This window comes from Streptococcus parasanguinis (assembly GCF_001578955.1).
GTDB lineage: Bacteria > Bacillota > Bacilli > Lactobacillales > Streptococcaceae > Streptococcus > Streptococcus parasanguinis_U.
This window is the reverse complement of the sequence record NZ_KQ969692.1, coordinates 123748-136322: the sequence shown is the minus strand read 5'-3', so window position 1 is coordinate 136322 and position 12575 is coordinate 123748. Positions and strand designations below refer to the sequence as shown.

Below are 12575 nucleotides of genomic sequence, written 5' to 3'. Positions count from 1 at the left end.
CGCTTGATTTTAGGAGAAGAAGTATGTGATGAGGGTGACATTTTCGTTCAGTATGATGGAAATCAAATAACGAGTCATTTCCAAGGGAATATCGGTTTAATTAGCCAGCATCCCTTCCTGTTTAACGATACTATCCGCTATAATCTAACTTTTGGTCAGCCTTTTCAGGACCATGAATTATTGGAGGTATTGGACCGAGTTGGCTTAATAGATGAATTTCAGGATATTTTGAATGTAGAAATTCATAATAATGGTGAAAACATTTCAGGAGGTCAGCGTGTCAGATTAGAGTTGGCTCGTTTTCTCTTACGCGAGAAGGATATTTTATTAGCGGACGAAGTGACATCAGCTTTGGACGAAAAAAATAGTCGTCTGGTTAGAGACCTAATCTTTTCTTTGCCGATCACGGTACTAGAAATAGCCCATCATATTGATGAAGAAGAGCGCTATGACCAAATCCTTGAGTTACGTAAAGGATGAGCGATGCCACAATAGTTGGTTCTGCGACAAAGCGGATAGTAGTAAGCCAGCAATTTGTCAGATATTTTTGAGATTCTAAGTGGTGATATTTCCAAAATCATCAATACTCAGAGAACTTAAGCTTTATTTAAGATAGGCCAGCTATACTAGAAGCATAAACAAAGACCTCCTAACTTTGTTTAAACCTCCTAAACTTTTTCATAATAATCTCCCATAAGAGTCGCCCAATCGGCGGCTTTTTTTGTGAGTCGTAAGCTGCCTATGGTATAATGAACAAAGAAACTAAAAGGAAGAAGGAAGAGATGGACTACACGATAGAGGAAAAAGCGATGTTTATGAGGGAAGCCCTGAAGGAGGCGGAGATTGCCCTCGCCAATGATGAAATACCGATTGGCTGTGTCTTGGTCAAGGATGGTCAGATTATCGGGCGTGGACATAATGCGCGTGAGGAGCTGCAGCGGGCAGTCATGCATGCGGAAATCATGGCGATCGAGGAGGCCAATCAGCGTGAAAATAGCTGGCGCCTGCTGGATACGACGCTTTTTGTCACGATTGAGCCCTGTGTCATGTGTAGTGGTGCCATTGGTCTAGCTCGGATTCCCCAGGTGATTTACGGGGCGACCAATCAGAAGTTCGGTGGAGCAGGTAGTCTCTACGACATTTTGGCAGATGAACGCCTCAATCACCGAGTCGAAGTAGAAACAGGAATCTTGGAAGCAGAATGTGCAGCCATCATGCAGACCTTCTTCCGCCAAGGTCGAGAACGAAAAAAACAAGCCAAACTCGCAGCCAAGGCCGAAACACAAGAATAAAAACCGGACCTTTGCAAATCGAACAAATTATGATATAATACCTATCGGAGCAACAGTTCTGCGTGAAGCGGGTCAGGGGAGGAATCCAGCAGCCCTAAGCGAAGTGAACTGTGTGCTCTTTTTCTATAGCTCTTAGTGAGGTAAGCCTGTAAGGCGCGACCGAGCTTAGAGATATTGATCCTGAGGAGCGAAGCGACGTGAGGACTATAGCGTAAAATGAAATTAGCCTGTAAGGCTCGACCGAGCTTAGAGATATTGATCCTGAGGAGCGAAACGACGTGAGGACTATAGCGTAAAATGAAATTAGCCTGTAAGGCGCAACCGAGCTTAGAGATATTGATCCTGAGGAGCGAAGCGACGTGAGGGCTATAGCGTAAATAAATTAAGCCTGTAAGGCGCAACCGAGCTTAGAGATATTGATCCTGAGGAGCGAAGCGACGTGAGGGCTATAGCGTAACATGAAATTAGCCTATAAGGCGCAACCGAGCTTAGAGATATTGATCCTGAGGAGCGAAGCGACGTGAGGGCTATTGCTCACCAGAGTCATGTAGAAATAACTTTCCTATTTAAAGAATAAAAGAGAAAAAATAGAGTTTCGTGAGAAGCTTCTTTTTTGGATTTTTTAGCCTAAAATAGTGAAAATATGCAAACGATTGCTATTGCGTCGTTGCTTGATTTGTGAAAATAAAAAAATTAGCAAATGAAAACGTTTTACAGATTGGTTTCCCTTGATTAAATCCGTGTAAAGCGATATCATAGAGAAGAACAAAATTTGGAGGAATAACATGTCTCATATTAAATTTGACTACTCAAAAGTTTTGGGTAAATTTGTTGCCCCACATGAAGTGGAATATATGCAACCACAAGTGACTGCAGCAGACGAATTGATCCGCAAAGGAACAGGTGCTGGTAGCGACTTCCTAGGATGGTTGGACCTTCCTGAAAATTATGACCGTGAAGAATTTGACCGCATCTTGAAAGCTGCTGAACAAATCAAATCAGACAGCGATGTTTTGGTCGTGATCGGTATCGGTGGATCATACCTTGGTGCGAAAGCAGCTATTGACTTCTTGAACCACCACTTTGCAAACTTGCAAACCAAAGAAGAACGCAAAGCGCCACAAATCCTTTATGCTGGAAACTCAATCTCATCAACTTACCTTGCTGACTTGGTAGAGTATGTTTCAGATAAAGATTTCTCAGTCAACGTGATTTCTAAATCCGGTACTACAACTGAACCAGCGATCGCTTTCCGTGTCTTCAAAGAACTCTTGGTGAAGAAATATGGTCAAGAAGAAGCCAACAAACGGATCTACGCAACAACTGACCGTGCCAAAGGTGCTGTAAAAGTAGAAGCAGATGCCAATGGTTGGGAAACATTTGTAGTTCCAGATGATATCGGTGGACGCTTCTCAGTCTTGACACCAGTTGGATTGCTTCCAATTGCTGCATCAGGTGCTGATATCAAAGCCCTTATGGAAGGTGCGAATGCAGCCCGTAAAGAATACACTTCAGACAAACTTTCTGAAAACGAAGCTTACCAATACGCAGCTGTTCGTAACATCCTTTACCGTAAAGGATATGCAACCGAAATCTTGGTAAACTACGAGCCATCACTTCAATACTTCTCAGAATGGTGGAAACAATTGGCTGGTGAGTCAGAAGGAAAAGACCAAAAAGGTATTTATCCAACTTCAGCAAACTTCTCAACAGACTTGCACTCATTGGGTCAATTTATCCAAGAAGGAACTCGTATCATGTTTGAAACAGTTGTCCGTGTGGATAAACCACGTAAGAACGTGATCATCCCTACATTGGAAGAAGACCTTGATGGACTTGGTTACCTCCAAGGAAAAGACGTTGACTTCGTAAACAAAAAAGCAACTGACGGTGTTCTTCTTGCCCACACAGACGGTGATGTACCAAACATGTACGTAACTCTTCCTGAGCAAGATGCCTTCACTCTTGGTTATGCCATCTACTTCTTCGAATTGGCCATCGCCCTTTCAGGTTACTTGAACGCTATCAACCCATTTGACCAACCAGGTGTTGAAGCTTACAAGAAAAATATGTTTGCCCTTCTTGGTAAACCAGGATTTGAAGAACTTGGAGCAGAACTCAACGCTCGTCTTTAATCAATAGACAAAACGGCTTCGTAAGAGGTCGTTTTTTTGTATCTATTTCCCCATTTAGTGATGAATTGGTGCCTTCAGGTGATTTATGATATAGTAGAAGGAGCATTTTTATACTTTGTTCATCAAATGATTTTCACTCACTATGATCATCAAATGAGACAAAGAGAATCAAAAAGGAGAGAGTATGACAAGAGAAGATAAACAGTCTTTTGCAGTGCCGGAAGAGGAGCAAATAAAGGAATCTTTTCCCAATGAACTTCAAAAAGATCAGTTAGAGGCAACTGTTGAGATGCGATCCAAACGTAATTGGAAAAAAATAATTTTATTATCAATGTTGGCTTTAATCATCATGTTATGCGGAGTGATTAGTTTATTATTTGGTAAAATTGCTGGTTATGCATGGGGGAAGTCTGCTCAGACAGTCAAAGAATCCCAACGTTTCGAACTCTTAACTCGAGTGAAAGAGGAGGCGAAAAAAACAAAAACTGGTTTCGTATCCAAAAAAAATGACGTCATCTTTTTATGGACACTTAAGGATTTAGGTTTGTTAAGTTATAATAATTCATCTAAACTTGGATTAACAGCGGATCAGATTGTAGAAAATTATGGTTTAGCTTCATAAGCTAGATATAATCAAGATGGATTAAGTCTAAGTTGGACTAATTTGATCGGTTCAAACCAGCAAGACTTAAGTTTTGAATTTGAAAAATATAATAATAACTATTATTTAAAGAGTGTATCCATTCGAGACTTGTATGGCTTATCTTCCCAAAAGATATCTAAAGAACAAAAAGAAAATAGTGACGATAGTGCATATGAATTTCGTTTGACGACAGAAGAGTATCAAAATCTGATGAAAGGAGATAAAAACACTGGAAAAGGCGGGACTCCATTGTCAGAAATCTTGAAAAAACATCGGGCATCCGTTGAAATAGAGACCGAGAAAAAAATAACAAGTGAAGGAGAAGAATATAAATCTAATAGAGTGCTTGCGAATGTAACCTATCAAGTAGATGGTGATTATAAAACACTTCTATTTGTGGCGCAGCCAGATGGAGAATTTCTTTACATTGGATCGAAACGCTTCTAAGGGAGATTAATGAAAAATGAAAATAAATCGACTTATGAAATCAAATAATAGTTGGTGGAATGATAAACTTAGAAGAGTTGGAAAAGATTTTTGGATTGCTTCTTCTATTGGGTACATTTTGCTAGGAATGATTATAGGGCTGGCTATCGGTTATTCTAAAGGTGTTAATATGATTACTAAAAAAGCCTATCCTGTGCTAAAAACACGTACAAAAAATAGTCGCTCCATACGTGATCAATCTAAAAAGATTATAGCTCCAAAAGATTCTGCTTTTTCTTGGAACATATCCCAGCTTTTAGAATTGAAGTTTGGGAGTCGAGAAAACCCTAAACAAGGTGTCATGATTGATGATTTCTTAGAGAAATATGGAAAAGCTCAAGAGGCATTAATTCATGATGATAAAATTGAGTTAATATGGCAAAACCTTGATAAATCTGACGTTAATGAGAATAGTTCTAATGAGATGATATTTGCTTATTTTGAGAAAGCAGAGGGAAGGTATTACCTTAAAAGCATTAATTATGACAGAAATTCTAATGATTTAGAGAAAGATCAGATGCCTGCCGATAAATATAACGGTCTGAAAGTAGGGAATCCAGAAACCGGGAAAGGTGGAGTTTCATATTCAGAAGTACTTAAAAATAATCATTCAGGGTCTATCATGATGTCGGCAGACCAAGATAAAATCACTCATGAAAATAAAACGAAAATGGTAATTGAATTTAAAAAAATATCATATAAAAAAATATATAAACTAACATTCTATAAACAAGAAAACGGAGATTACTGTTTGGCGACAAAAGAGGAAAGTAAATAGAACATTCATTTCATGAAATACTTGGTGACTAGAATGGGGAAGACATATATATACTGTGATACAGTTTTTAATGCTATAGTAGGGTAAGATAATAAAGTTAAGGAGTACGACATGTCAAGAGGAAGAAAAGTACAACGTGAATGGTCTAAGAATCATGGGAATCTGTACTCTTTTCCGAGTGCATTTTCGGATGAAGGACCTCAAGGGGCGATTTTTGAAGATCAAAAGAAACAAATAGGATTTCGGATTTCACGTAACATAATCCGAGTACTCTTGTCAGTGATCGTTGTATTCGTATTTTTTCTGATAGGAGTCTGGTATTATAAAAAAACAGTCGTTCATAGACCCGAAAATAAGATCATAAGATCTTCGGAAAGATATCAAAAAAAGAAATCTTCTACCAGCTCCTCGAATATTCAAGCGAGCAAAAGTGAGAATAAAAAAATTGGACAGATATTGAAAAAAGAAAATTCTGAGTGGGTTGATCCGTCTCAAGTAAGAGTTTTTTCAGTTGATGAAGTCTTTGAGCTAATGGATGCTACAAAGAAGCAAACGCTAACGCCTTCAGAAATAATTGAGAAATATGGAAAGGCGTTTGCAGGTTTACTTGATTATGATTCCTCGGGGAAAGAACGGGTAACCTTTTATTATAAGCTTTCTGACCAACAGGGTTTTTTCAAAATTATTATTAATGAGTTTGAAGGAAAAAGTCGTGTCGAGCGTGTCTATCTTGAAGTTACTAAAGCTCAAGCGGGCAAGGCGAATAAAACTTTAGAAGAATATCGTTCTTATTTGCCTAAAAGTGGTCAGGAAGGGATTGGGTTAATGGAGGCTATAAGCCAGTTTGGAATCCCTAAGAACAGTTACAGTAACAACCTGTATGAAGGGGAAAATAGTTATATATATCCTATACTTTACAACTGATCAAAGAAAAATAACCTTATCATTTAAAAAGAATCAGCAAGGGGAATACCGACTTGAGAATGTAACAGCATTTGGATAAAACGATCTCGCAAGAGGTCGTTTTTTTGTGCCTATTTCCCCATTTAGTGATGAATTGGCGCCATCAGGAGATTTATGATATAGTAGAAGGAGCATTTTTATACTTTGTTCATCAAATGATTTTCACTCACTGTGATCATCAAATGAGACAAAGAGAATCAAAAGGAGAGAGTATGACTACAGAAGATAAACAGCCTTTTTCAGTGCCGGAAGAGCCACAGATGCAAGAGACACCACAAGGAGAAGGACAGGTGAGAGGAGTTCAAATGCAGGGCCCTGCTTATCCATTTGAAGAAACAAATCCACAAATGCTTCCGCCTCAGTGGTCCTATCCAACTAAGCCAAAGCACAAGTGGAAAAAATTAGTACTATTTTCACTTTTAGCGCTTGTGATTGGTGGGCTTTTCGGTGGTGTGAGCGGATATATTTGGGGACAATCCTCTCAAACAAGTAAGGAGTCGCAACGATTTAAACGTTTAGAACGTGCAAAGACCGAAGCAAATGAAACAAAAGCAGGTTTTGTAACGGATAAAGAAAAGGTCATTTTCACATGGACTTTCAAGGATCTTGGCTTGTTGAGTTACACCAATCGGGAAGGTTATGGTTTGACAGCAGATCAGATTGTAGAAGTCTATGGGTTAGCATCCAGTGTTGAATATAAAAAGAATGCAATGGAGTTTACTTGGAATGACTCAAAGGCTACTGAACATCAGAATTTGAGAATGAGATTTGACGAAGTCGATGGCAATTATTATTTAAAAAGTGTGTCCGTGACGGAATTAGATGAATTGTATGAGCATAAAAATCCAGAGGATGATGATGATAGCGATGATGCCTCGAGCAATCGCGCCTTGACTGAAAAGGAATTTCGAAGTCTGAAAAAAGGAAACAAGCAGACAGGGCAAGGTGGGACAAGATTATCTGAGTTTTTGAAAAAACATCGAAAAACCGTCGAAATTGGGACAGAGCGCAAACTAACTGCCAATGGGGAAACATTTAAGTCTACACGTGTAGTGGCTACAGTACTCTGTGAGGTTGATGGGGATTTTAAAGTTTTGAAATTTTTAGCACAGCCTGATGGAGAATTTCGCTATATTGGTGCGGAACTAAATTAAGAGGAGGATAGAAGAGAGATGAGTATAAATCAAACACAGGTACCCTTTGGTGTACCAGTAAATCCTGGCCCTCAAAAAAGCGGAAAGGGCTTGTTCATTGGATGTGTGATTGGGTCAATTGTTTTAGGATTAGTGATTGGTCTTATTATTGGCCATTCTTTTGGTGTGAATGCCGTAACCAAGAAAGCTTATCCCCGTTTACATACCACTGCAGATAGTACAGTCTCAAAACGCGATATATCTTCTCGCTATATAGACCCAAAAGAGACAGCATTTGATTGGGATATTTCAAATCTCGGAGACTTGAAATTCGCTACCTACGATGACAAAGAGGATGCGATGTCTATCGAAGAGGTCGTAAAGAAGTATGGGAAAGCTTTAAAAGGTTCATTTAATGGGACAACTGTTGAGTTAGAATGGGGCAAACTCGAGAGGGACGATACAGATGAAGAAAGCACCGATTATAAGACCGCTAACGAGATGAATCTGACCTTTATGAAAATAGATGGTCATTATTATCTACGCAATCTATATTTCTCAGAAGATTATGACACAGCGGATGCCAATCCAATGGCGACCGATGATTATGATAAATTGAAAGTAGGAGATCCCAAAACAGGGAAGGATGGAATATCTTATAAAGAAGTTCTTAGTAGCAATACCCCATCCTCTATTTCGATAAGAGCAGACCAGGACTATAAAACTAAGGCCATTACGAATGAAATGGAAATCCGTTTTAAGTCATCTGGATCAGATGAAGATGAATATAAATTAAAATTTATCCAGCAAGCAGATGGGGATTATCGTTTGGCTTTAAAAGGAGATGAAGATTAGAAAGGAAATCGGTCTTTAAAAAGGAAGGTCCATATATTCTCGTTTGTACCCGAACGACTTCGCAAGAGGTCGTTTTTTTTTTTACTTGTAAAGTAATTTCATAAACTTTCCCCTTAGATTCAATTATAAAAACACTAACTAGTTATTATTTTCGATCATTTGCTAATCTCATTTCTAAAATACTGATGATACAGGGTTTCTAGCTAGACAATAGCTATAGACACGTATTTTATACTCAAATCCTTTAATATAAAAAGTTATTTGAACATAAAAGTTGTCATTTGTTGTTTCATATTATAAAATGAAAGGTGAATGAAAATAATTGAAAAAGGAATGAAAATATGAAAAAGAACTTGGCTAAATTCTTGTTACTTTCATCTATGCTTGGTGGAATGGCAATTGCCCAACCAGTATCTGCGAATACAAAAGCTGCGGTTTATGAGTACAAAAATGGTCAGCTAGACCTTGTTCAAAAACCAACATATGAAGGTTTCGAATCGAATCAGCTTTCTTTGAAATTGAAAACAGGTCGTGTCGATGTAGTGGGAGCGCGTGAAGGCAAGAAAGAAAGTGCGCATGATGCGGGAGCCTACCAATTTGCATTGATCTACAAATCTGAAGGTGGCGAAGAAGAGACAGTTGCTAAAGGGCAAAATACAGCAGATGGGACGATCGAATTTGATGATGTGGATCTCTCTGGACTGAATTCTGGAACTGTTAAACTCTACATTCGTCAGACTACAAAAGATGATGGTCGCTTTAAACAGTTGGATAATGGAGAAGGGGAAGTAACAGTGTCCCTTGCTTACGATGGATCAGGACGCTTGATGGTGGATTCACTTGAAAGTTCCAACCCAATTTATCGTAATTTCATTGCAGGCTATAAAAGCCCTGGTACAGATGGGTCGACTTCACCAAGTACAACAAGCCCATCCTCAAGCTCAAGTAGCTCATCTTCTAGTTCAAGTAGCTCAAGTAGTTCGTCTTCAAGCTCAAGTAGCTCATCGAGCTCATCTTCAAGCAGCTCATCTTCAAGCTCCTCAAGTTCAACTTCTTCATCGAGCTCAAGCTCTTCTTCTAGTTCTTCCTCACATTCAAGCGACTCAAGCAAATCTGTAGTTGGCCGTTTATTGCCAAAAACAGGTCAAGAAACAGGTGTCGTTTTGGCAACATTGGGCTTGCTCTCACTTGCAGGGATTGCTATTGTCTCCCTTCGCAAGAAATTTTAAGATAAGCATCTAAAAGGTCGGATATCTCTCCGATCTTTTTTAGTCCATCCAGACAGGAGTTGGTCCTTGCTTGGTTTTATGTTATAGTAGAAGAGAAGAATAAAAAGGAGAATTCGAAATGTCCGAGAAAGATCAAGAACAATTTATGAAACATACTCCCGTAGAGGGTGCGCCTCAATTTGATGTGGCTGCGCCAGCCTTTGTCCCAAAAGAAGAAGCCGAAGACTTGGTCGTTCCAGAAGCTAGTGGCCTTTCAGTGACGGAGACGGAAGCAATGAAAGAAGAGGCAAACGAGCCAGTTATTTCAGAAACGGTGGAGCTTCCAAAGGTGGATGAAGCAACTGTTGGAGAACATCCGGATGTAGTTGCTGCTCCCCAACCGACTCCTCCATTCCAACCTGCACCTCAAGCTCCTCAAAATATGGCAGCTGAACCAATTGGTCCGCAAACAGTGCCTGTTCCTGAGACACCTATTCCACAAGCTCCTCTTTCTCCTGTTGGAAGACCGATGGATACTGCGGACAAGAAGGCGATTCGTTTTGCCCTTGGGATTTTAGTTGGGCTTCTTATCGGTGGAGTCAGTGGCTATTTGATTGGTCATGCTAGCCCTAGCACGTCATCATCTAGAAAGCAGACTTCTTGGTCAGGTAACCAGTCTGGTTCGTCTTCCAATATCGATTTGGATCAATTGACCGCAGAAGACGCGGAAGTTGATTTTAGCTGGAAACAGTCTGATATCGAGCAACTTCAGTTTTTAACAGGAAGTGATGCTGGGGAGACTCCTGAGGAAATGATTGAAGCTTATGGGAAAGCTAGCTCCGTTCAATTTGAAAGTGGAGAATTGAAATTATTTTGGGATGATAACTCTTATAATAAAGAGGTCAAAGCGACTTACTCTAAGAAAGGGAAAGAATTCCAGCTTGTCAAATTTGAATTTAATCAATTTGGGAAAAATCTTACGGTTGAGGACAACTTTGCAGATGGATTCAAAGTTGGAAATAGTGAGACCGGTGCTGGAGGAACCTCTTACAAAGAGCTTTTAGAAAAATACGGTGATGCAGTCAATCTGACGGTGAGTTCATCTGATGATTCAGACGAGATAGAATTGGTCATGGACTTCCAAAAGAAAAATGGGGACTACGTGGATTTGACCTTTATTCGCCAAGAAAATGGAGATTTTCTCTTGAGCAGTAAAGACAGCTACTAAAAGGATCAGACAAGAAAGAGGCAAGCGCCTCTTTTTTGGGATAAGACGAGACAAATACGCTAATTTTCTATACAATAGAAAGAGTTTGAATAGAAAGAGCATGAAGGATGGAAGAAATGAAACAGTGGATAGAACGTCATAAGCGGATCCTCCAAAAAGCTGCAAGTGCTTTGCTGGCTTTTATGGTTGGTGTTTGCTTGGTGTTTATAATTCATCCAGTGAAAACCTTGCCCAAAGATCGCTTGTTGAGTTTGTCTCGCATGCACGAAGATAGCCAGCAATTTGTTGCGTCTTCTTCCAAAGAGCCGGCTTTAGAAGACTTGTTATCATTGGAGCTTGTAAGGGAAGAAGGAAAGACACAAAAAAATTGGGTGACTTTATCTGCATTCGTCAAAAAAATTGGAAAAGCAGCGAGTTTTACACAAGAAGATACGAGTTTTGGAGCGCAAGTCCAGCTAGGTTATGGGACTCCTGTGCAGGGGATTTATCCTTATACCATAGAATTTCAAAAGCAGGATGATACCTTTTATTTGAGCTCGATTCAAGGATTTGCACCCAAGTCGGCTCACTATCAGAGCAAAAAGAATTTAAAACTAGCAGATTTTACAGGCTATCAGACGCTAGATGGAAGAAAGGAAAAGGGGACAGCAGTAGAAGATATTTTGAAAAAATCAGGTCTTCCCAATTCTCTTAGTTTGACCTCTGCAAAGGACAAGCAAGTCTTAGCCCTGTCTTATCAGGTGACAGATGGACTGGTCTCTTTGACTTTTGAACGCGACCAGACTGGTCAGTATCGGTTGACGAAGAAGGGGTGAAGCAGATGATCGAGTGGATGAAAAAGAATCGAAAAGAACTCTTGCTGCCGTTTTTGTGTTTTGTTTTAGGAGTGTTACTTGCGATTGCAAGCATCCAGGTGCAAGAGCAAGGAACCGATACCAAGGAGGACCAAACACTGACTCGTTTCCAGCCAAAGGATTATCAGAATTTGGTCAGCAAGGAACAAGAAATCAAGCAGTTTAAATGGACCATCGAAGCTGTGGCGAATTTGAAAGTTCGTCTTAAGCAGACTCAGCAACCAGGAACCCGCTTGGAAACAGTTGTGACTGAATGGGGAAAAGCCCAAAAAGTTCGCTACACAAAGACAGCTCAAGGGGATAAAACCGTTCTTGTCTTGACTTATGCGGCTAAGCAAACCGATCAGGGCAAGAAAAGTGTAACCTTGTGGTTTGAACAGGAAAAAGACCAGGGGTATCGCTTGACGACAGTGGATGCGACGAATTTGTTGGATGCAAAAGAAAAAGCAAGCAGTGAGAAAGAAATCACTACTGAAAAAGAGAAAAAAGGTACAGAATTCGCCCAGCTTATTAAGCAACTAGGAAATCCTCAACGCTTGGTCTGGGGGGAAATGCCAGATGGCGGTATGGGCTATCGCGCGACTTACCAGGTAGCAGGGCAGCCAGAAGTGGTGATGGAATTCAAGAAAAAAGGCAAGAAATTAGTGTTAGTATAAGAAGGGAGATATCATTGGACGATCAACGGACAGACATCAAGGCAGCTTCCTCTCACCAGGGTGGGAGCCGCTTGATTTCAGAAGCCGATCTGGCTTCATTAGGGATGGACAATCATCAGGATACTAGTAGCCATTCAGATATGATGGAGTCTTCCCCTTCTTCCTCAAAAGAGGGGATTGGTTCGCTTTTGCGATTTTTTGGGTGGTTCGCCTTGTTAGTAGCTTTTGTATTCGTACTTCAAAACACAGGCAACAAGGATCTTTCTTCATCTTCCTCAAGCAATGGAGCTGACAGTTTTTCACGGAATAGTATCAGAAAAGAATATCTAAATAGTGAAAATAGT

The 12575-nt window shown here is 40.0% G+C and carries 13 protein-coding genes, 1 other RNA gene and 1 pseudogene; all 15 read left to right on the top strand.

The window, feature by feature from the left end; translation table 11 throughout:
• The coding region (locus SPADD19_RS12915) for an ATP-binding cassette domain-containing protein (RefSeq protein WP_241496562.1) at positions 1-480 on the top strand (480 nt) is incomplete at its 5' end.
• Positions 481-782: 302 nt separating this feature from the next.
• The gene (tadA, locus tag SPADD19_RS08860; protein WP_003016809.1) at positions 783-1292 is read left to right on the top strand and encodes a tRNA adenosine(34) deaminase TadA; all 510 of its coding nucleotides are present in this window, start codon (positions 783-785) and stop codon (positions 1290-1292) included.
• A 39-nt stretch (positions 1293-1331) separates the two neighbouring features.
• An RNA gene (gene ffs, locus SPADD19_RS08855) (signal recognition particle sRNA small type) lies at positions 1332-1426 on the top strand.
• Between the two features lie 651 nt (positions 1427-2077).
• Complete coding sequence (locus tag SPADD19_RS08850) at positions 2078-3427, top strand: glucose-6-phosphate isomerase (RefSeq protein ID WP_003008998.1); 1350 nt, start codon at positions 2078-2080, stop codon at positions 3425-3427.
• Between the two features lie 184 nt (positions 3428-3611).
• Positions 3612-4049, top strand: a complete 438-nt coding sequence (locus SPADD19_RS08845; protein ID WP_061455819.1) for a hypothetical protein — start codon at positions 3612-3614, stop codon at positions 4047-4049.
• Between the two features lie 42 nt (positions 4050-4091).
• Entirely contained in the window at positions 4092-4517 is a 426-nt protein-coding gene (locus SPADD19_RS08840) for a hypothetical protein (RefSeq protein WP_061455818.1), read from the top strand.
• Positions 4518-4533: 16 nt separating this feature from the next.
• Positions 4534-5334, top strand: a complete 801-nt coding sequence (locus tag SPADD19_RS08835; RefSeq protein WP_024054917.1) for a hypothetical protein — start codon at positions 4534-4536, stop codon at positions 5332-5334.
• 111 nt (positions 5335-5445) lie between these two features.
• Positions 5446-6258, top strand: coding sequence for a hypothetical protein (locus tag SPADD19_RS08830; protein ID WP_024054918.1), 813 nt, complete (start codon positions 5446-5448; stop codon positions 6256-6258).
• A gap of 71 nt (positions 6259-6329) precedes the next feature.
• Positions 6330-7451: a hypothetical protein gene (locus tag SPADD19_RS08825; protein ID WP_128861622.1), complete on the top strand. Its 1122-nt coding sequence runs from the start codon at positions 6330-6332 to the stop codon at positions 7449-7451.
• An 18-nt stretch (positions 7452-7469) separates the two neighbouring features.
• Entirely contained in the window at positions 7470-8285 is an 816-nt protein-coding gene (locus tag SPADD19_RS08820; protein WP_021154036.1) for a hypothetical protein, read from the top strand.
• A gap of 341 nt (positions 8286-8626) precedes the next feature.
• Positions 8627-9514 (top strand): LPXTG cell wall anchor domain-containing protein, encoded by an 888-nt coding sequence (locus SPADD19_RS08815; protein WP_021154035.1) that lies wholly within the window; start codon positions 8627-8629, stop codon positions 9512-9514.
• A 118-nt stretch (positions 9515-9632) separates the two neighbouring features.
• Entirely contained in the window at positions 9633-10721 is a 1089-nt protein-coding gene (locus SPADD19_RS08810) for a hypothetical protein (protein WP_049471946.1), read from the top strand.
• Positions 10722-10828: 107 nt separating this feature from the next.
• Complete coding sequence (locus tag SPADD19_RS08805) at positions 10829-11536, top strand: hypothetical protein (protein WP_061455816.1); 708 nt, start codon at positions 10829-10831, stop codon at positions 11534-11536.
• A gap of 5 nt (positions 11537-11541) precedes the next feature.
• On the top strand, positions 11542-12231 hold the full coding sequence (locus SPADD19_RS08800; RefSeq protein WP_049475030.1) for a hypothetical protein: 690 nt from the start codon (positions 11542-11544) through the stop codon (positions 12229-12231).
• A gap of 14 nt (positions 12232-12245) precedes the next feature.
• Positions 12246-12575: pseudogene (locus tag SPADD19_RS12910) on the top strand (hypothetical protein); the annotation flags it as partial.